This window comes from Legionella quinlivanii (genome assembly GCF_003265995.1).
GTDB classification, from domain to species: Bacteria; Pseudomonadota; Gammaproteobacteria; order Legionellales; family Legionellaceae; genus Legionella_C; species Legionella_C quinlivanii_A.
Genome location: NZ_MVJN01000001.1, coordinates 250,800 through 271,522, shown reverse-complemented (window position 1 = coordinate 271,522; position 20,723 = coordinate 250,800). Strand labels below are relative to the sequence as shown.

Genomic DNA, 20,723 nt, shown 5'->3' with positions numbered 1-20,723 from the left:
ATCGAATATTGTGAAAAAAGGAATAAAGCGTTGGGCGCGTCAATATAGAATAGTTTATAAATTTAAAATCCCAGCTCGATAGTATGGTATTGCAAAGCATCTTCTATCTGGCTAATCGCTTTTTCGATATTTCTTTTGGAATAAAGAGATTCCTGAAAGAATCCATAAGACCCATTCTGCACGTTAGTCTTGACTTCTTTGCCCATTAAATACGTTAGGTAATCTACAATATTATTTAAAATACCTTTGCTTAATTCCAGGCAGTTTTGTAGATAAAGATTTCTTTTTAATTCAGATAACGCATCTCGTTTAACTTTTTTTGCAGCCAACCATTGTAGTTTGGGTATTCCATCAGCATGTTGATAGGAGGTTGCTAATTTCAGTTTTTGTGAGCGAATGATATATAAATCATCTAATAAAATAATTAATATATTTCTAATGTTATACAAGTCCATATATTTTAAAAGTAACAGTCGGGAGTTGTGATTATTTGTAGCTATTGCATGAATATCGTTTCCCAGTTTTAAAGGACTTAAACTTCTGTATTCTCCCTTACAATACTTTTTAATTTCAGATGAGGATGAAAGAAATATTAAAGGAAATGATGGTTTTTTTAAAAAACTTAGTTGCGACGGTTGTAAGATAAAACAAGATGGGTGCGCCTCTACCAGTTTTTTAAAAAGAGTGATGCGCTTTTGGTATATCAGCATCATTTTCTCAATTTCTTTATCTCCATCTTCGAGTTCTTCCAAACTAGGCTGACTTGTTAATGCATTAATAAGAATACACCTTTCATACTCTGCAAAACTGTTGTTACGGGCCTTGTTTATCTTTTTTTCGGAATAAAAAGGTTTGTTTCTCGCATCATAAGAAGGGTACAGACTAAACAAATCTTCTGCTTGATTTTTTTGCAAAAACTCAATAATTTTAATCAGATTTTCCTCAGTAGGATTTTTGGAAATTTCTTCTAAATCAATTTTTGATTTTATTAATTTTTCTGATAAATATTCAAACAGCAATAAATTATCTAAAGATATTAAAAGAGCATACTTCTCAGAAGAAGCATTGATATATTTTACATTAACATGAATGTATCTTTTAAACAGTTTCATGAGTGCTAGCAAAGGGATTACAGCATTTAAGGACTGAAAGAGCGCTTCAAGCTCGGCTCGAGATATTATCTTATCTAAAGAATCATAATATTGTCGGCATTGAACAAAATAAATTAATAATAAATCGAGATTCTCATGCCCACTCTTCATGCCTAGTTTAAGATGGTGCTGAAATAACCGTAAGCTCTCAAGAGGAGAAAGCACTTCCCGATTTAAATACAGACGAATTATATCTTCTAGGGACAAGTTTTTAGATGAAATTTTTATAAAGCTGGTTTTACCCGTAAAACCATCATCTACTCCTAAGTTATCATAACCGCCTTCGGTTAATTCTCCTGTCACAGGTCCTGCCAAAAAGGTATCCATCATTTCTAGAGGCGACATTAGCTGAAACTGGGTTTTTGGCAGAATGGCAAGTATGGAGCTGTTCGTTGCATGAAGAAAGGGTTCGTAGGGTACCTCTAACTTTTCTTGCATCCTCTATATCCTTTTTATAAATCCATTGCAAAATTTGACAAACTCAAAAATGAAATTTTTAAAAATTGCTTTCTACAGTAAATTTCATTAATGTGGTACGTATGTTAACTATCAAGGAAGATAAATGCCTTTTAGTAACTTTACTAAGCAGTATTTAAAAAAGAATTATGCGCATTTTGAAAGCATAATGCAATCTTCACCAAATGCACCTCATTTTAAAAAGCCAGCCTACATATTAAAGAAGATGTTACAGGGTTATGGCTTGCGTTATAAAGAGTCGACCCCTAATAATGAGCCAAAATCAATTATTAGTTGGGGTTTGGATTACTTAGGTTCATTTTTTCCAAATTATGATAAAGAACAATCACAGTTTGCCGCCCAACTTGCTGCAAAAATCAATTATGAAGATGCTAATTGTAATAATTTAACTACTATTTTTAATGAAGCAAATGATTATTTATCTGCTCACAATGTTTCAAAAGACTCAGGGCTGGCTGGTATATGGATAGCTTTTTTTAAACTTTTCCCTTTTTATGCTAATGCGTTGCCTGCCAATAGTGATAGTAAAGCCTCTGTGCTTTCTCAATATGCTGAGTTTGTTTTGCTCGAAAATATTTCACTATTAAACTTTGCTACCCCAACCGATGAGCCATACGAATTAATGATCCATGATATGCAAGAAAAAATAATCTTTGCAATGCAGTTTATTCTCGATCCTAACTCTGAAAATTATGACAAAATAATGCAAAGAATTAAACTTGATTTTTCGCGTTACCATGCTTCAGATTACTATCTTAAAAGAGATAAAATAAAATCATTTTCGTCGCAAAGACAAGATTTACAAAAAATAATTACTGATTTTAATTTAATAGATAGATATCAAACAATTATTAACAATTTAATTAACTGTTGTATATACTGAACGGTGTTCATTTTATTCCTTACGACGATTATTGTATTAACTCAGCTATTTTCTTAGTCCACTGCTCTAATGCTTCTTTGCGCTGAGGCAGCATTTCATTTTTATTATAAGTTGCCATTATTCTTGGCATTTTATGGCCTAAACATTTCTCAATAACAACCGGATCAATATGCAGCGTTTCACCTAGTTGAGTTGCGAAGGTTCGACGCAAATCATGAGCAGTCCACTCAGGAATTCCAACTCTTTTTTGAATACGTCTAATAGCTCTTGGCAATGCATTTTTATCAAGCGGCTGATTAGGAATTATTCCTGTTAAAACAAAAGGCGAATCACTTGCAGATTTTAATTCAAAAAGCAATGATTTGGTTAGCTCTGTTAGATGAATTTTAACCGTAATAGCTCCCTTAGTAAGTTCTGCTGGAATTGTCCAAAGCGAATTATCAAAATCAAAATTATCCCAGGTTGCCAATCTTAACTCAGCTGTTCTTATTCCAGTTAATATTATTATTTTGATAGCATTTTTAGTAGGCAGTGTCATTTTACACAGGTCTGAGTCAAGGAATTTCCATATCGTTTTTACCTCTTCTAAATTTAAATACCGTTCACGTGGTTTTTCCAAGCCGCCAATATTTCTTGCTTTGATACTACTGGCTGGGTTTTGCTCAATGCTTCCGCGGCTTACGGCATAGTTGAACAATTGTTTTAATGAACTTAATACCCGATTAGCATGAATGGGAGCGCCTCGATTCACAATGACGTCTAAGGCTTTGGTAATATCAATAGGTTTGACATCATCTATTTCTAAATTTCCCAAAAGGGGAATAATATCAGCATCAATTTGTTGTTTAATTTGCGACGGATCCTTCCGATTTTTAACAATGTAATTTTGATACCACGCCTCAACAAGTTTGGTAACCGTATTATTTTTCTTTTCATGTTGCTGTTGAATAATTTGTTTGGGAACAGAGCCAGAACGCTTTATATCTTGAAGATCAATACATTTTTTTCTTGCCGAGGCTAAACTCATTGAAGGATAATGGCCAAGAGCAATTTTATCTGTTTTGCCATTTATTTTATAACGGTAGATCCAGGTTTTAAGTTGATTAGGTGAAACGCGAATACCAAACCCACCACCTTCATATTCTTCATAACGTTTTTCTTTAGGTTTAAGATTCTTGATATAAGTATCAGTAAAATTGCTCATGCTACATCCTTAAATGGGTACACTTTTGGGTACACTTTATTGTGTGCTGACTTGAAATTTTTTGCAATTGTTTGATACTATATATTTTTTAACTTGTTGTAATATAATAAATTTATTATTAAATTTGATACTAAATGATATCGCATGATATTGAGTCGATACAGCTTCGTAATCAAAAGGTCGGAAGTTCGATTCTTCTCAGCGGCATCAATGAAATCAATGGCTTAGAATAATTATTTGTTTAAATAAGCTAGCTTAAATTTTAAAACGTTCCTATAAACGTTCCTATTGTCTCTTTGCTAGACTTTTAACCGACATAATAACGTTTAATTATTAAACAGTCTTCTTTACTTAGTTCAAGAGAATAAAATTAAAGCAATTCTGAATCCAAACTTTTAGGGGATAAAATTAAAAGTACAAAAAAGATACAAAAAGGGTTTAATTTATTCTAAAAAATCCTTCCAATAAAAAATAAGTTTTTACAGTCATCACCATTATCACTATTGTCACATTTTTATATGTAATAGGTTCCACACCTCAAACGATTTTAATGCGAAATTTCATCTACACTTAAGAATGTATTTGAGGAGGATAGAAAATGGATGTTTTTATTGATACCAATATACTGACAAGCTTATATAGGCTTTCAAAGGAAGATTTAGAAAGCTTTAAAAAAATATATGTTCTTTTGGAAAAAAAAGAAATAAACATTTTGCTTACTGAGCAAGTAAGAAATGAATTTTTTAGAATCCGAGATGATATTATTTATGATGCGATTACTAAATTTAAGGAGCAAAGCTTAAAGCTAAGTGTTCCAGCTATATTTAAGGCTGATTCTGAATATCAGACATTGCTGGATTTAAAAGATAGTTATAACAAGCATCATCAAAAGATTTTGAAAAAAATTGAAAAGGAAAATCGTGACAATTCATTTAAAGCAGATGAGATTGTTCAACATATAGTTGAAAAGAGCAAATGCCTTGAGGTTACTGATGATATTTTAAGTAAAGCAAAAAGAAGGAAGGAACTAGGTAATCCCCCCGGTAAGAAAAACTCTCTAGGTGATCAAATTAATTGGGAAATCTTGTTATTAAATGATAATAAATTAAATGATCTTTATTTGATATCAGCAGATGGTGACTTTTTTTATAAAAACACCAATATAATTAAAAGTTTTCTAAAGGAAGAATGGGAAAGAAGTAAAGCCACAAAAATTTTTGGCTATAGGACTCTTTCTGATTTTTTTACTGATAAGCACCCCAATATAAAATTGGCTAGTGAATTAAACCAGGAGTTATTAATTAATAGGCTTGTTAATAGTAGTTCTTTTAGTGAGACACATCAGGCAATATATAACCTTAGAGCAATTGAAGCTTATACTCCTCCACAGATAGACTTAATCACAGATGCATTTTTACAAAATAATCAACTAAACTGGATTGCCACTGATCCTGATGTTTCGGAATTTATTTCTATGCTAATTCATCAATATAATGATCAAATCTCTGACGATAAATTAAATGATTTAAGTGACTTAATTTCCAGTGATGATGATTATGAAGATGAGTACAATAATAACTAACTATTTGAATTGTTTAAAATAGTCTTTATTCACGTTAATGTTATTTAAATTTTTGCTATCAATCCATTTTATAAACTGTGACTCTTTTTTCCATTTGCCACTAAAATTATTTACTGTCATTAGATGACATTGTTTTCTGGTTCTTGTTAAAGAAACAATAAACTGGCAAATTTCATCAAAGGTAGGGTTTTGACGTGGAAACTCCTCCTCTTCTAGACCTACAATAAAAACTTGTCCTCCAGAAAGTCCTTTACTCCCAGAATAAGTGGTTAATTTTATTTCACTTAAATTTGGCTTGTTTAGTATCTCTGTTTCCATTGAGTCACCCAACCCTGATAATTCATCACGCTGTAATGAGCTTGTAAATTTGCTCATATAGTTTTCGCCAAGTTTTTCGATTAAAGATGGAGTTTCAGATGAAAAATTTTTATCTTCAAATTCTTTTTTAAGCTTTTCTAAAATTTCCAACCACAAGTTTTTAAAATCAGTTGGAAGGCAATCAATTATTGGATATTTTTTATCTTTTGTTTTATGAAGTATATTATTGAGTAAATTCTTATCACAATTTTCTTGTAGAATAATTCGCCAGCCTAGGTTTGATTGGATATTTTTATATAGATGCGCCACTGCACTAATAAGAGGAAACTTTGATTCTTTATTTGTTGTATTTTGAATACAATAATTTTTTGTCAATGATTTTAATGACTCTTCAATTTGTCTCAAATAGTGACTTGGACCAATTATCAAGGCTAATGGATAGTTATTTTCTTTTGCTTCATTAATTTCCTCCTCATCTAATTTTTCTAGGATTGATACAATATATCTTGCAAAAAAGGGTGATGTTTTTCTATTTACTGAAACGTTGGCTTTCTGGATAAGAGGATATTTTTGGCTGTCATTATCTTTTGATTGCGTATGATAGGTATATATTTTGCTAATTCTATCAGGGAGTAAGTTTTTGTCGGAGGCATAATTTATTACATTATGAACAGCATCAACTATAACTTTACAGCAGCGACTGCAATAAGGTAATTCAAAATTGGTGAATTTGGGGTCCTTATATTTTTCACGAATATATTCAGGAGTAGCATGTTTAAAGGAGTAAACTGATTGATCATCATCACCTGCAATGAGTATATTTTTGCATTTTGTTGAGAGTAATTCCAATAGTTCCGCTTCTAAGGCATTAAAATCTTGATATTCATCAATTATGATGGTGTCATATGAGGGGATATATTCTTTATTTTTATTTAAAACTTGTATTGCTCTATACACACTATCATCAAAACTTACTGCATTGTAATAATTAGCTCTTTCAAGAAAAAAAGTAAGATTATTATCTTCTTCTAACAGTTGGAATGATTTTTTAATCAATTGTACAATATCTGATCTTATGGTTCCGTTTAATAACGTAACATCTTCGGCAATTAAGTCAATTAGATCTGGATAATATTCAAATTTTGAATTGATGCCATCTCCACAGTGTTCGTGCAGAATTTTTCTACAAAACGAGTGGAATGTTCTTACTTCAGCGTAAGCTCCTAAATCATTTTTCAGATCTCGAATTAGATTATTGATGAAAGTTAAAATTAAATTATTGTTACTCTGAACTTTTGATAAAACACGTTTGAAAGTAAATGATTTACCAGTGCCAGCACCTGCTACAACTAATTTCTTAGCATCATTAGAATTTACGATTAGATCCGTATAGTGTTCTCTTTCTTCCATGAGCAATGTTAGGTTATTAAATATTCTTTAAATATAGCAGAATTAATAAATTTAAATTATTAGCCAATAGCAATTAAACCTACATTTTCTGCCTTAATTTGGCTTCTATTTTTGCTCTTCCATCGGTGTATACTGTTTCAAATTGATCGAATACATTTAGGTACTCGGACGCAAAAGGCGATAATCCATTGGTCATATTTATAATACTACCATGTTGATCCGCTAAATCTTTCCAGTGCCAAATGGGTTCGTGATGAAAAATACGGTTGCGTAAGAACCGAATACGATTTAATTCTCGTGATACATAAGTGCGAGTTCTTTGTCTTTTAGTTAAATAGGGAAAAGTAGGTTTAAGAAGTTTTGGCCATAAAATTTGTCCATGCTCGTACCGAACATCAAACAATGATGTCCAAAATCCAAATGATAATTTAGCAATTATGCGACCAGCTTCAATTTTTTTATGCTCTTTTCTTAAGTCGTCTTTAGCTTGTTCAATTTGATTTTTCTCTCTTTCATGCAAAAAAGGTAAGTCAAACCAATAAACCGTATTGAAATTTGCACTAAGTGCTTGATGTAGGGAATTCCGGAATGTTATTTCTAGTATTTGCAAAGCAGGATATAATGCTTGACTCAATTCAATATTCCAAGAATACGCAATCAATGCATCAGTTTTGCTATTGTTACATTTAGCATGACTAAGGTAACCGTCTAATCGTTCTTCCGAAAAGATGATTGATAATTCATCAAAGAAAATATGATTTGAATCCTGCATGAGTTTTGTCCTATAATATACATACTGTCCCTGGGCAACTCCTCTCCTTATCTTATAGGTAGGTGATGAATCCGGGGTTTTTCTTTTTAGAGCCTAGATACTTCCTATTAATTGCCTCAAAGTCCTTTTCCATTCAGCAAGTTGTTGTGCCGCCTCTCTTACATCTGCATTACGTGCACCATGCTTATAAGCGTTCATTTTGCTAATCGATTTACCTTTCGGTGTCGTTGCTCCTGTAGATTGGCTCCAAGGTTTCCATTTTTGGATTAATACTGCCTGCCTCTGGCGCTCCTCTGGAGTCCAATGTCTCATAATTGGGTTCCTTTAATAGTTCGTTTGCAAATTTATCAGAATTTTCAAAATTTTTAACCTTTTCCTGTGATGTATTATTAACCTGTTGGTTAATCGCATTATTCTGCTGTTTTATAAAGGTTGCTCTCCTAGGGTTTTTTAATTCTGCTAGGGCTAATAAAGCCTTTCGAGATTGATTTTGCGCGCGAAAAGCTATATTCGCATAAACCTCAATCTGATTTATCATTTGGCAGTCAGCTAACTGACTTAATGCATCATAGAAAACACAATCAAGGGTTTTCGCATGAGTAAATAGCATTTGTTCGATTTCCTTTGTGTTATTTTCGGTTATTTTTTGTGCGCCATCAATAAGACCTTGCATTACTGTGGGTACATCTAATAATTTTCCTCGGCCATGAAGGCTATCAATTGCTAGAGCGGATTGCGCAAAGCAATTAACCTGAATTTTGGATCTCTTTATGGCTTGTTGCTCTTTTTTATCCATGATAATTCCTTTATTTTAATCAATGTGCTTGTACGTCAGATCCTTACTCAAAAAGGCTACTTTACCCATGTTCTTTTTTTGAATAATAATTTTTCCCATACTTAGGCGTTTTTGAAAATTTAATTGATTTACAGGAATAAATCCTCCATCCAAACAGAACATTCGATACTGAGTATTTAATAAGTCAGGATTGACAATAAGATTGCTCAGATCTTCAAAACGGAAACACAGGGGGCAGTAAATTCCACTATCTTGTCAGCGCTAGTACCAAGCACCCTTTTAAAAAGCTAATGATAGCGCCTTTTAATTTGAAAGGAAGTAAAAGCTTCGTTGCCTAAGATTACAATGCTGCTTAATCTCTTTCTGCCACCATTAACCTTTGGGCAGCTTAAAATCAGAGTGAATGAGCATCGGAAAACTGCCCCAATCAATAAGTAGTGAATTTGTGATTATTTAGTAAATTGCCACCGTTTAGTTGATAAATATTTAAACATTTTCTATACTAGTTAAGCAAGATATCTTGCCACAGGAGATACTTATGTCAGAAAAATCTACACCAAAAGATAAAAAACTGGATAAAGTTTCAGATACTGAACTGGAAAAACTCTCAGGGGGGGTTGGCGGCGGCGACCTGGGAGTTGGCGACATGGGGAGTAGCGACATGTGGCTGAAGACTGGTGGCGGCAAACAGAAAGACAAGAAAAAAAACAAAAAGAAACACAAATAAGCCCCTCTATCCATATTCACTCTTTTGCTTCCGGATTAAGCAGCTCCCGGAGCTATAATCAGATCACTAAAATTCAGGCTAATTACTTACGCGATGACTGCGTAAGCTTGGGTGATCATAAATTGATCAATAAAGCCGCTTATGGTATATTAACCGCTCTTTTTTGACAAAAAAACATCTTAAAGGAAGATTGTTTTATGCCTGAAATCGAATGGTCAGTAGAAGAAAAGGCATTTGAATGGGATTTTGCCAAAAAAATATTAATGCCAGAAGGGAGGCTGTTGCCGGACGGTAATAAACTGCGCAGGAAAGATTATCCCGATATTTTAAATCACTCATTTATAGTTATAGATCGTCAGATTGTGGCTATGTCAGGGAAAGGGAGCTATTTAGGGGCAGGAATAAATGGGCATGCCAAGCTTGCTGAAGGGGAGAGCGGCCATTTAATTGCCTTAAAAGTAGTTACGAGTGAAAAGGAAGCTGCTAATTCTGCTGAGGAGTCGAAAGTGGCTCAGGATTTAAGAATAGCTGGCCAAAGAGCGACACGGACAAGCTGCTCAAAGAAATACCCTCTGAAGCATTATATAGCCTATCAATTTCTCGGCATCCGTTTATTTGAATACCTTGACAGGCATAAGGCTTCGCTCGATCAGCGATATGAGCTAGCAATTAAAATTGCGCTTGCTCTGCAAGAAATACATACTGGAAAAAACTCTCTTTCACAGACAGCTTATATACATGGTGATATCCATGGAAAAAACATTGTCGTTGATGAAGAAGGTACTCCTCATTTAATCGATTACGGAAGAGCCAGGCGTTATGATGTTGCCGATGCTGACGCATGGCGAGATGATATTGTTAAAATGCTGCATGTGTTTTTTACCCCTTTTTCAGATCGTATTCGCTGGTATACAGACTGGATTTTCGGGGACTGGTTGGGCGAGTATCAGTTTGAATTTTATCCTCCACCAGAAGCCCCCTCAAAACAAACCATATACGTTTATTTAAACCCCAAAGATGTAAGCAAGAGTGGCTACTATTCCTCTGTCTGTTATGCCGTTTATGATTCATGCGGAACATTTCAAAGCAAAATAACTCAACTGGATGCTTTAGGACTTCATCCTTTGGCGCCTCATGATTTTAAAGAGGAATGTCGTTTTGAATCGATTGATGATGAACTAAAAAAAATGGTTGAAATAAAAGTCAGGGAATTAACGGATAAAAGTGGCTATACCACCCGTGTAAAAGATAGGAATAATGTTTTATTTGATCTGTTAAAAAAGCCCAGCGATTTTTATCAAGTCAGGAGTACTCCTACAGCACTTGATGTTGCTGAAATTCTTAGTTTATGTCGTGTTGGACTAGAAGAATATCAGGGACGATTTACGGGATTGTCTGCTGGTGCTCGACTGAAGATTATTCATAATTTAAATGAAGCTGCTGCGGCTATTTTATCGTTATATAAAATTTTGAATTCCTTATCTGGGCCTCATGATCACATTCATTCGATATTAAAAAAACTTATAGTATCCTGTTGCCTTGTTCAGGATGAAACAGTTTTTAAACATGCTAAAGATGAACTAAATGTCGAACTTGAAGCCTTCTCCTTCGAAGATGCCAGCAAAATAAAAAACAGTTTAGATGCGATTATCATGTTATTAACGAACAAAAATAGCTGGGTCAACGAGTTACAATCGCCAACAAGTTCTAAAGTAGGGGAGAATAATTGTGCATTTTTCCAAAAAGATAGCTCGACAATGACTAGCGAGGCGCGTTTGTCTATCGTTAAACGGGATAGCCATTTTTCAGGATATGTACAACAACTCTAAAATCAGGTCCAAGACGTGATAACCAAAGAAATTGTTTTTACCAGGGAGACGCTTTTGCCTACCGCGAAACAAGATAGTAATTTTGCAGAGTCTGTTTTGCACGTTATTAAAGATGATGCTGACTGTAAAATAGAGATTGCGAACGCAGCTCAGAAATTGAGAGCCGTAGTTATTACTCCCATTCTAAATAAACTAGAGACAAGTGTTAAATTGAATGCGTCTGAGGAGAAATCACTGGATTTTCTTATCTCTGAACATTCATCGGATGATCCGCAGTGGGAAGGGGTGATGCAGGACTATTCTACTGCTGAAATCAAGAGCAGTAAGGAGTTGCTGAAAGAGCTTTTAATAAGATTCTCGGCAATTATGGAGCCCGAAAGAATAAGGAGAACTACCGATGTAAATTGCTTAAGCAAGGTGGTGAAGATGATCACTGATTGCTCTTTCTGCTATGTAGAACAACTGGCACGGACTAAGACTGGTGAAAGCAAACTGGAGTTTGAAAGCATTTACAGGTGGATAATGCCAACCCAGGCAGAGCTCGATATGCGAGTACGCCGCACCCCGGAGCATCTTGCCATAACCCGCGGCCTAGGCATGGAGATTGGCACTGACATCGCTCCACGTGCGGCTCTTCATACTCGGGCTTATAGATCTGGAAAGGCTGCTTTTGCCGCTGCGGATGTTTATCAGAAGGCAAGGGTGGTCGTTGAAAAATATGATGCCGCAGTCGCTGCTGGAAGATTTGAAAACGATATATCTGCCTCTCATAGAACCCTTCCAGAAGCGAACCAGGCGCTGAAAGCTCTTGAAGAAAAAATGGCCTTTTACAAAATCCCTTTAAACCCTGCGGACCGTCCAAAAGATTTTATAAAACGAGTGCCGGTGCCCTATATCCAACATCTCGCAAGCTGGGGTGCAGGAAATGGGTCTTCTTTACCCTTGATTGCCAGTGCGTCATCAACTGCGGCTAGAGTATTTGTTGCGCTGCTTGATCTCGGCTTTTTTCATGATTCATTGGGAATTTTTCAATCCCGATCTGCAGGTTATCTAGCGATAGTTTTATGTGGAGTCATTGTTTATAACGGCCACCATTCCGTAATTGAAGTTGGAGAAATATATAATCGTCTAATTGACTACGAAGCTGTTCGGCATCTTGAGGCTCTAGCCCCTGGTGAAAATACAGGATTAAGTGAAGAAAAGATGCCCTATTACCATATCGGCGTTTCGGCTACTTTAGTTCCAGAAGCCCTACGAGAGCGTGTTTCTTCTGAATATCACAGAAGAACCCAGACGGATTTAAACGGGGCTATTAAACTAGCTCCTGGTTTGTCTCGCTTCTATGCTTCCAACTCTATGAACAAGAAACACAATACGAGTGATGATTCTCTGGTTGGAAGATTTATGATAATTGATAGCTAGGAATTTTTAGAGAGGGTTCATTAAACTGTGTCATTACTCACAGGCACGCCGTCATCTCGAACGCAGTGAGAGATCTCCCAAATCCTGGTTTGTGCCCGCATTCGGAGATCTCTCACTGCGTTCGAGATGACGTGACACAGTTTGATGAGAGCTTGTTTTCAGTTTTATCTGTCTCCTCATCTTCCTGTTTGGCATGTCGCTCAATATTCAATGCCTTTTCAAGCACTCTCACAACCTGAGCCGTCACGCGCATTGGATCATATATTGTGGTCATTACCCGTTCCAGATTTTTCAGAATCCGCTGTCTTGCAGGTACATCTCTTTTTAAATAAAAGATGGTTTGAAAAAGAAGTTCTGCTTCGGGTTCAGTCGTGTCCAATAAAACTAAAGGCAATTCCTCTGCGGGACAATCATCGAAAACAGGATTGAGCATACGGGTCTTGTTTGAAATCACAATCAATCCGAAACCCATCATGTTAATGATAGTTGAGGCATTATCGCAAAACCCTTTTTTGTCGAATTTAATACCGTAGCGAGATTGATGGCACAATGTTCGGAAAGCCTCCTCACTCACATCGATATGAAATTCAATGGGTAGGGCTTTAGGTTTTTTTTTCGTGACCTGCGACTCCAAATCCCTGACTATTTCTCTACATAAATTATTGAACTCGTTTTCATAGTCATCTAAGGATGATAATTTTGCTATTCTGTGCTCTTTTTCAGCGAGCATGCGTTCGAGAGGCTTAAAATCAGCACAAAATCCCAGGCGGTCAGGAAAAGTGGACAATACATATTGTCTGAAGGAACTAAAACCATTCATATCAGCAAGTACTTTACCTACAATTTTAATCTGAATAGTTGATATTCCTTTCTCAGCCAGCAATCGGGCTAAATTTAGCGTGGCGGTGTTTCCCTTGTTTCGTCGGATAGTTCCAAACATCAATATATTATCTGGTCTTTCTGCAGGACCAGGATCATATTTTTTAGCGCTTAGTATAGGGGCTGGAATAAGAGATATTCTTTCTTCCAATGAGAGTTGTGCAGGGTATTCATCACCGACCTGAAAAAGAGTCCATGCATTGCTTTTAGCTAAAGACATCTTGGTATCGGTACAGTGATAAAAATTTTTGGTTTCTGCTGTCTTAAGTAAGCCTGCTTTATCTATAGGATTAAATGTAATAACTTGATCAAAAAAAGGAATTAATTGGGCTGTCTGATAATTTCTATCTATCTCGGTAGGTTCCTCTCTATTGCAGCTATGTTCATTAATCAAAGCACATATTTTATATCCTGCTGCTTTTAGCTGAGAAAGATGCTTTGCTGAGAAGCTAAATCCAGTATGAGGAATTCTGAAATGCATGAAAAGAACCGTGTCTTTGGGGATTGTGGTCAAGATATGATGCAGTAATGAGTCGCCAATTTTTTTTAGTGCAGCGTAGGTTTCACTTAACCTAATAGAGGTATCAAGCGCTTTACTCACTTCGACGGCTAAGCCAAGCTCTTGAGCACGCAGATAAGTTACTTCATGTCCTGAATCTCTTAAACATCTCTCCATCTGACGCGCGTAGCTGATGTCGCCTGTATTTTCGGCCTCGAAAGGAGCGGTAGTTATTAATATTTTCACATAAATCGATTTAGTTAACAGGTCTTATTTCTATAGTATATATAATAATCATGCTGCTGACTTTATTTCCGGTTTTCTCTGCAGCTTGAATTAAAAAAGCGAGCTCTGGCTTTTAATTCTTCCAATTGTACTTGAGCATGTAAGGTATTGAGTTGTATTTGTGTCGTCATTTGCTCGCGTTGATTGACTAAAAATAAAGTACTGTCGCCGCCATAAAATTTTTTTGTTTCTCCTTCCTGTACCTTTTTAGCCAAGCGCAATTCTTGTTTTAACAGGCTGACTTGCTGCCTGCTTCTATTTATACCAATCAGTATATTTGCAAATTCATTGTTAAGTTGTTCATAAAAAAATCGCTTTTCTGCATGAATTTGTCGCAATTCACTTTCAGCCTGAATCAGATTTCCCCTGGCTTCCCTTTGTAATAAGGGAAATTTAAACGATAATCCGACCATTGCGGCTTGTGGAATTAATAAAGGGTATCCTCCTGTTCCATTTTGTTTGAAGGTGTACGCAGTTGCATCTAATTGAGGCAGGAGCTCGTTACGTGCCTGATCGCGTTTGAGCCTTATCATATTGGCATAATGGTTAAGCTTTTTAATACCAGGGTGTTCCCTGAGCGATGTTTGGATTTCTGTTTTATTGTTTGAAGTGCTGCTCAATGCAGGTAAGGATTGTTCCCCGGGCACCTGCGGGTTTCCCTGTGGGTCCCGAAAATATAGAGATAAATTAATGCCTGCTTGTTCAAATATCATTTGGCCTTGATTGAGTAATTGTTCCCTTTGAATTATTTGCTGTAAATTTTCACTGATGGCCAATTCTGGTAAATCCCCAAGACTAGCCTGTTTTTCAATTGCCCGTTGTCTTTTTTTTGCCAATCGCAGCAGTTGTTTGAATGTTTTTATTTGAAGGCCTGCTTCTACCCATTGCCAATAGGCTTTAATTCCCTCCTGATAAATTTTTATTTTGATTGCTTCGGCGTCCTGTGCCTTCATAAGCATCATTTGAGCAGAAGAAAATAATCCGGTGCGCTCTTTATCGATTAGCCGGTTGCGAAGCAAGGGAAGTGATAACCCAGCCCGATATTCTCCACCTGAGTTCGTCAAATAGTTTTGATAATAAATGGGCCAGTCGCCTTGCCCGTTCCGATAGCCTGCAAAAAGTTTCAAACCGTTGTAGAGTGTTGGAATGGTGAGTTGAGTATCACCAAAATTATTAATATAACCACCAGCGGGTTGTGAGCGGGTACTGACTTCCAGGGTAGGGTCAAACTTTCCATTGGCATTAACAAATGCTCCACTGGCCTTTATGACTTCGAGACGTGCTATTTTTACTTGGGGGTAGTGAGTGTCAATACTTTGCAACACTTGCATTAAACTCAATTCCTGCGTTTTGGGGGAGGCATAGGACCATGAATACCCCAATAAGAGGCCTATGCCAGTTAGTATAGTGAGAAGCCCGTGTAATGCTAATACCCTCATGAATTCGCCTTTTGTGCTATGCTTTCAGGCGGGAAGCCGTTAAATTGACGCCATAGCTCGTACCATAAAGGTACTTCACCCAATTGAACCCAACCATGAACACGAACTCCCTGTCTTAAAAAGTTTGGATCAGGCCAGGGTTCATCAGGTACAATTACGACGCGAAATAATCCCATGCCATTATCTGTCGGATCTATAAAGGCCACTTTTCCCCCAAAAGTGCCGACGGCGATCTGTGGCCAGCCTCTAAATTGAATCGCCGGCCATCCTTCAAATTGAAGACGTGCCTTTTGATTGAGGTAAACGAATGGAATATCATTCCCATCAATCCAAAGGGCTACCGCTCTGGATTCGGTGACGGGTATAATCTCAGCTAATATCTCTCCTTCTCTGACTACAACGCTTTGTTGTCCGGCCAGGCGTTTGACTATTACTCCCGGGACATGCGCTTTGATGAGCTGAGTTTGTTGTCTGGCAATGCGAACATCGATGCTGACCTTATCAATATTGGCTTGTGCCAGTTCACTTTGATATTTGGCATATTCTATTTGAGCCAGTTCATATTGACGTTTTGAATTTATACCTTGCAGAAACAAATTCTTTTGGCGTTCAACATTGGCTTTTCCTGCGGTTAACGATTGCTGTGCCGCTTTGATGCGAAGCAAAATCGCTTCTTTTTCCATCTCCAATCGTTTGAGTAACTCCGGGTCGTTGTCGCTAATCTCTACAATTGGGTCTCCCGCTTTAACACGGATCCCTTCATCGACGTACCATTTTTTAATTCTGCCATAGATAGGTGAGTTGACAGTATGTAATCGCTCCGAAGGGGAGAATGCAATCACTTTCCCGCTCCCCAGGGCAAATTGCTGCCAAGGGGTGAAACTCAATAGTAAAATTAAGATAAAAAGTACTAAAAAGATAATCTTGGCGATTTTGCGCGGATTGGGTAATTTGCCAATCATTTGATAGGCATGTAGCTTCATGAAAGCACCAGACAGTTAGACAAGGGAATATGATTCGGATATTGAGTGATTATTATCAAAAGCGTCTCATTGAGGTTTGCTAAATGGAAGAGCAGTAATTCAATGTCATTTATGGCCAGTCTATCAAAGAGACTATCGATGATAATAAGCTTGGGTTTTGCAATTAATGCGCGAATCACCATGAGTTGAATGAGCTCGAGTTCAGTAAACACCTGCTCCCAATCATAAATCATGGTCTTTAAGCCATGAGACTGACTCATAATTTTATCCATCAGCCCAAAAGATTTTAAAAGCTCTTTTAATTGCTGTATCGGAAAAGGCGCCTGGTTAAGGCGCAGATTGTCATAAATGCTGCCCGCAAACCAGTCTTTATCTCGAAGTAACAGGGTGTGTTCACGAAGGGAGCGCCTGTATTCCTGATGGCAGAGAGTCTGATTGATATATACACTGAGATCGATATTATTTTTAAAACCCAAGATAAAATCGACAAGTGACTCTTGCTTGAGTGTCTCATTGAAGCAGATAACCAGAGGGTTCCCAGGCGAGCTCGATCCTTTTTCCTGTTCTTCGGTGACTAGCATGATGTGTTTTATGGGATTGATAAGTTCGCTTAACTCGGTGTTGACAGGTTCCGTTGGAAGATTTAATACCAGATCAATTTTATGTTCGGAAGCCAGCAGGTCGTAATAATTTTCTAAAAGGACACCAAATCGTTTGAAAGCATAAATTAACGCGCCAAGTACAATTTCTGCTGCAACGAGCTGGCCCAGGCTTAACTGGTTGTTAATCACAAGATAGCCACCCAGACCGAGTAATAAACTGCTGGCGATTGCTGAGAGAAGATAAAATCCAATCTGATGTTTAATAAGTTGCCTGAAATGGATATTGCGAGCCTTTAAAAAATGAACCAGGCGTCTATCCGTTTGCAGAATAGCGTAGCGATGATAGCGATTAAACCGAAATAAAAAGCGATTGGTCAGCAGCTCTTCCAGCCAGGCGCCTATTTGGTGTTTTTCAGTACATTCCTTTTCAGCACTTGCCAAACCTTTACGGTAGGGCAAAAAAACAATTAACACAATGCTTAATATAATAAATCCATCGAATATGAGAAAAAGCGGATGATAAAAAAGGAGCAGGATTAAACTAAAAAAAAGCTGCAGACCCAAATTTACTCCATAAAGTAAAAGGCTTGATAACGCTTTGTTAATGGTTGCCACTTCGAAAAAGCGATTAACGAGCTCAGGCCCATGATGTGACGAGAAATTATCGAGTGATAAATGAGTAAATTGACGGGCCAGGCTAAGACTTATGTTAACCATTAGTTTCTGTTGAATGACTTCAATGATAACCGTTTGCCATATATTTAAAGCCCCCAGCGCTATCATTAAGACAAGTACGATGATGCTTAGTGTGACTACCGGCTGCAGTAATTTGCCGAAGGCAATCAGATTGACTAAAGTTTGGGCTGCAATAGGTATGCTTAAGCTCAGCAGGCTTACGACCACGCTTATCATCACGATTGACGCAATCGTCGCTTTATCCAATACCTCAGCAATCGAACTCATTCCCTGTTTCATCAGTGTTCCAAATCCTTTATTTAAGTCTTAATTTATCCATGATAAAAAATTCAAGAGAATCAATCGCTTTACTTGCAGCCTCTTTTTTAATTAACGATACGTGAATGTCTTTTAAAGAGGGAAGAAAATAATCATCGAGTCTGTCCAGATAATTGGGAATCATACTACGCTGTATGGCTGTGATTCCTAAGCCCGCTTTGACAGCCGCCATTTTGCCCGCATAACTTGGACTACTAAATGCCAGGCGCCATTTTAGATCATGCTGATTGAGGGATTCAATCACATTACCGCGATAGACGCATGGGGTGGGTGAAAGAATCAACGGGATTACTGCTTTATCATTGAGCGCTGGCAGCAACTCTTTTTTGCCCACCCATTCTACGGGCTCATTCCATACATTGACGCCCTCAGAAATCAGATTTTTTTCATTAGTCTTTATCAGGATTAAGTCAAATTCATCCTGATGAAATCGCTTGATAAGATTCAATGTCAAATCGCATTCCACATTGAGCATTATTCTGGGATGAAGCCTGGAAAACTCCACCAGAACTTCAGAAAGCATCATGGAGGCAAAGTCTTCCGGAAGGCCAAATCGAAGCTCGCCCTGTAGCTCCGGTGTCTTAAATCGGTCTAGTGATTCGCGATGCAGCTCGTATATCCTTTTGGCGTAACTTAAAAAAAGTTCACCCTCTGGGGTAAGGGATAGTTCGCGCCCACGGGTAACTAACTGTTTTTCAATTAAATTTTCAAGTTTGGCAATTTGCTGGCTTATCGCTGATTGGGTTCGGCCTACACGGGCAGCTGCTTTAGTGAAGCTTTGCGTGTCTGCCACAGCCAGAAAGCATTGCAGGGTTACTGTATCTAGTGACATTAGAATTCCTAATAGAAAAGATAAATATTTTTAATTTCACTTATATCAGTATATCTAATATATTCTCATTGTAACAAAACAATCTCTAATGGGGAATGATGTGAATACTATAGTTTTATTTTTTTTATGTCTCATGTTGTCCAGTCCAATTATCGCACTTGCTTTCAACTGCAGTTTAATTTCCCGGCCAATTGTTGCAGCCCGCCTGGCAGGTTACAGTATTGGTGGTGGCTTTTTAACTGGGGTAGGGCTGCTCTCCTATTTATCCTTATCTCAGAATTCTGCAGTCTACTTCTTAATTAGCTTCAATACCTTGGGCCTGTTGTTATGCAGTTTAATTTTATTAGTGAGTTTTATCGTGCATCGCTTTTCATTAAGGTATATGCATGGGGATAGGCTCTACAGACGTTTTTTTCTTCTTTTATCAACGCTAACATTTACAGCGCTTATCATGGTGCTTGCCGATGATTTGTTTTTATTCTGGTGTGCCTTATCTGCTTCCAATGTATTTCTGGTACTGCTGATGGTACATAAATCTGAATGGGCGGCTGCAAAAAACTCTGCGCGCCTGGCCTTTTATACACTGTCCTCGGGATGTTTAAGTCTATTAATCGCTTTTATTATTTTAACTGTAACTTATAGCTCAAGTTCTATTTCATCCCTGGTGCAGATAACTCAATTCGGCAATCCCTCCTTATTTTCCATTTCAATGGGTCTAATCCTGGTTGGTGCAGTCGTCCAGTCCGGGTTGTTTCCTTTTCATCGATGGTTGATCAGCTCTTTAAATTCACCAACCCCGGTTTCTGCTTTGATGCATGCAGGCCTTGTTAATGGCGGAGGAATTCTAATCGTCAAGTTGGCGTCACTGATAATACTTTGCCCTGGCTTGCTAACGCTATTGTTCATAGTCGGTTTTATATCCGCATTACTGGGTACTACCTGGAAGTTGATGCAGCATGATGTAAAAAAAATGTTGGCTTGCTCCACTATGGCACAAATGGGGTTCATGATGATGCAATGCGGCGTTGGCCTATTTGCTGCAGCTATAGCGCATCTGTGTTGGCATGGATTGTTCAAGGCCTATCTTTTTTTAAGTTCAGGCTCTGCGGTGAAACAAAGAAAATCAGAGACTAATTCCTCTAAAGGGTCTCTCATTATGCTTATGATTTCTCTTTCTGGCGGGATAGTGGCAATGGTTTCCTTTGCGTTTGTAACAAATAAGCCGCTCTCCGTGTATGAGGCAAGCAGCTTTGTTTTGTTTTTTACCTTTATAGCTGGCTCACAACTCATGTTCACCTGGATCAGGGCCCACCAAACGGTGTCAAGTTTCGTGTTGGCGCTTTTTCTTGCCATGATTTCCGGCCTCATGTACGGCGCGAGTATCCAATTGATTCAGTGGCTAATACCAGGCATATCATTATTGAAAGCCCCTCAGTTATCGATAATTCATTGGACTATTATGGCCTCCTTTGCGGCGTTCTGGGCCTTCTTTAATCTGGGTCTGCATCAAACAATTGGCCAATCAAGATTAGGCTGTTGGCTTTATATGAGCTTATTTAATTCAAGCCAGCCCTCTGTAAAAACTGTCACCGCTTTAAGAAACGATTACAACTACTAAA

General features: G+C 37.3%; 16 protein-coding genes. 6 read left to right on the top strand and 10 right to left on the bottom strand.

Annotated elements, in window-relative coordinates:
* Positions 1-62: 62 nt before the first annotated feature.
* A complete protein-coding gene (locus B1207_RS01085; RefSeq protein WP_112218156.1) occupies positions 63-1,589 on the bottom strand; it encodes a hypothetical protein in 1,527 nt (508 codons plus the stop codon).
* 124 nt (positions 1,590-1,713) lie between these two features.
* Here B1207_RS01085 and B1207_RS01080 point away from each other — a divergent pair, with 124 nt between their 5' ends.
* A complete protein-coding gene (locus tag B1207_RS01080; RefSeq protein ID WP_112218155.1) occupies positions 1,714-2,511 on the top strand; it encodes a hypothetical protein in 798 nt (265 codons plus the stop codon).
* Between the two features lie 28 nt (positions 2,512-2,539).
* On the opposite strand, the gene B1207_RS01075 is transcribed toward B1207_RS01080, so the two are convergent.
* Positions 2,540-3,715, bottom strand: coding sequence for a tyrosine-type recombinase/integrase (locus tag B1207_RS01075; protein ID WP_112218154.1), 1,176 nt, complete (start codon positions 3,713-3,715; stop codon positions 2,540-2,542).
* Positions 3,716-4,313: 598 nt separating this feature from the next.
* Here B1207_RS01075 and B1207_RS01070 point away from each other — a divergent pair.
* Entirely contained in the window at positions 4,314-5,297 is a 984-nt protein-coding gene (locus B1207_RS01070) for a PIN domain-containing protein (protein WP_112218153.1), read from the top strand.
* Here the strand turns inward: B1207_RS01070 and B1207_RS01065 are convergent, their stop codons facing one another.
* The 3 genes from B1207_RS01065 to B1207_RS01055 form a co-directional block, all read right to left on the bottom strand.
* Positions 5,298-7,025, bottom strand: coding sequence for a UvrD-helicase domain-containing protein (locus B1207_RS01065; protein ID WP_112218152.1), 1,728 nt, complete (start codon positions 7,023-7,025; stop codon positions 5,298-5,300).
* 79 nt (positions 7,026-7,104) lie between these two features.
* Complete coding sequence (locus B1207_RS01060; RefSeq protein WP_112218151.1) at positions 7,105-7,797, bottom strand: Abi family protein; 693 nt, start codon at positions 7,795-7,797, stop codon at positions 7,105-7,107.
* A 211-nt stretch (positions 7,798-8,008) separates the two neighbouring features.
* Positions 8,009-8,593, bottom strand: coding sequence for a hypothetical protein (locus B1207_RS01055; protein ID WP_112218150.1), 585 nt, complete (start codon positions 8,591-8,593; stop codon positions 8,009-8,011).
* Between the two features lie 538 nt (positions 8,594-9,131).
* Here B1207_RS01055 and B1207_RS01050 point away from each other — a divergent pair.
* From B1207_RS01050 to B1207_RS01040, 3 genes are all read left to right on the top strand, one after another.
* Positions 9,132-9,320 carry a hypothetical protein gene (locus B1207_RS01050; protein ID WP_112218149.1) on the top strand — a complete coding sequence of 63 codons (189 nt, stop codon included), beginning with the start codon at positions 9,132-9,134 and terminating at the stop codon, positions 9,318-9,320.
* Between the two features lie 197 nt (positions 9,321-9,517).
* Positions 9,518-11,149, top strand: coding sequence for a protein kinase (locus B1207_RS01045; RefSeq protein WP_112218148.1), 1,632 nt, complete (start codon positions 9,518-9,520; stop codon positions 11,147-11,149).
* 15 nt (positions 11,150-11,164) lie between these two features.
* Positions 11,165-12,571 (top strand): hypothetical protein, encoded by a 1,407-nt coding sequence (locus B1207_RS01040; RefSeq protein ID WP_112218147.1) that lies wholly within the window; start codon positions 11,165-11,167, stop codon positions 12,569-12,571.
* 112 nt (positions 12,572-12,683) lie between these two features.
* Here the strand turns inward: B1207_RS01040 and B1207_RS01035 are convergent, their stop codons facing one another.
* From B1207_RS01035 to B1207_RS01015, 5 genes are all read right to left on the bottom strand, one after another.
* On the bottom strand, positions 12,684-14,195 hold the full coding sequence (locus B1207_RS01035; RefSeq protein WP_146739992.1) for a hypothetical protein: 1,512 nt from the start codon (positions 14,193-14,195) through the stop codon (positions 12,684-12,686).
* 62 nt (positions 14,196-14,257) lie between these two features.
* Positions 14,258-15,673 (bottom strand): TolC family protein, encoded by a 1,416-nt coding sequence (locus tag B1207_RS01030; protein ID WP_112218145.1) that lies wholly within the window; start codon positions 15,671-15,673, stop codon positions 14,258-14,260.
* Positions 15,670-16,656, bottom strand: a complete 987-nt coding sequence (locus B1207_RS01025) for an HlyD family secretion protein (RefSeq protein ID WP_112218144.1) — start codon at positions 16,654-16,656, stop codon at positions 15,670-15,672. Before B1207_RS01025 ends, B1207_RS01030 begins: the two co-directional genes overlap by 4 nt.
* On the bottom strand, positions 16,653-18,236 hold the full coding sequence (locus tag B1207_RS01020; protein WP_172458066.1) for an ABC transporter transmembrane domain-containing protein: 1,584 nt from the start codon (positions 18,234-18,236) through the stop codon (positions 16,653-16,655). The genes B1207_RS01025 and B1207_RS01020 overlap by 4 nt, the downstream gene beginning before the upstream one ends.
* A gap of 13 nt (positions 18,237-18,249) precedes the next feature.
* Positions 18,250-19,104, bottom strand: coding sequence for a LysR substrate-binding domain-containing protein (locus B1207_RS01015; RefSeq protein ID WP_112218142.1), 855 nt, complete (start codon positions 19,102-19,104; stop codon positions 18,250-18,252).
* A 100-nt stretch (positions 19,105-19,204) separates the two neighbouring features.
* Here B1207_RS01015 and B1207_RS01010 point away from each other — a divergent pair, with 100 nt between their 5' ends.
* On the top strand, positions 19,205-20,722 hold the full coding sequence (locus tag B1207_RS01010; RefSeq protein WP_112218327.1) for a proton-conducting transporter transmembrane domain-containing protein: 1,518 nt from the start codon (positions 19,205-19,207) through the stop codon (positions 20,720-20,722).
* Position 20,723 lies beyond the last annotated feature (1 nt).

Excerpts from the sequence above, each read along its gene's own strand:
- B1207_RS01080 (WP_112218155.1), top strand. The coding sequence starts at position 1,714 with ATGCCTTTTAGTAACTTTACTAAGCAGTATTTAAAAAAGAATTATGCG.
- B1207_RS01065 (WP_112218152.1), bottom strand. The coding sequence starts at position 7,025 with ATGGAAGAAAGAGAACACTATACGGATCTAATCGTAAATTCTAATGAT.
- B1207_RS01075 (WP_112218154.1), bottom strand. The coding sequence starts at position 3,715 with ATGAGCAATTTTACTGATACTTATATCAAGAATCTTAAACCTAAAGAA.
- B1207_RS01055 (WP_112218150.1), bottom strand. The coding sequence starts at position 8,593 with ATGGATAAAAAAGAGCAACAAGCCATAAAGAGATCCAAAATTCAGGTT.
- B1207_RS01085 (WP_112218156.1), bottom strand. The coding sequence starts at position 1,589 with ATGCAAGAAAAGTTAGAGGTACCCTACGAACCCTTTCTTCATGCAACG.
- B1207_RS01025 (WP_112218144.1), bottom strand. The coding sequence starts at position 16,656 with ATGAAGCTACATGCCTATCAAATGATTGGCAAATTACCCAATCCGCGC.
- B1207_RS01050 (WP_112218149.1), top strand. The coding sequence starts at position 9,132 with ATGTCAGAAAAATCTACACCAAAAGATAAAAAACTGGATAAAGTTTCA.
- B1207_RS01015 (WP_112218142.1), bottom strand. The coding sequence starts at position 19,104 with ATGTCACTAGATACAGTAACCCTGCAATGCTTTCTGGCTGTGGCAGAC.
- B1207_RS01060 (WP_112218151.1), bottom strand. The coding sequence starts at position 7,797 with ATGCAGGATTCAAATCATATTTTCTTTGATGAATTATCAATCATCTTT.
- B1207_RS01030 (WP_112218145.1), bottom strand. The coding sequence starts at position 15,673 with ATGAGGGTATTAGCATTACACGGGCTTCTCACTATACTAACTGGCATA.
- B1207_RS01070 (WP_112218153.1), top strand. The coding sequence starts at position 4,314 with ATGGATGTTTTTATTGATACCAATATACTGACAAGCTTATATAGGCTT.
- B1207_RS01045 (WP_112218148.1), top strand. The coding sequence starts at position 9,518 with ATGCCTGAAATCGAATGGTCAGTAGAAGAAAAGGCATTTGAATGGGAT.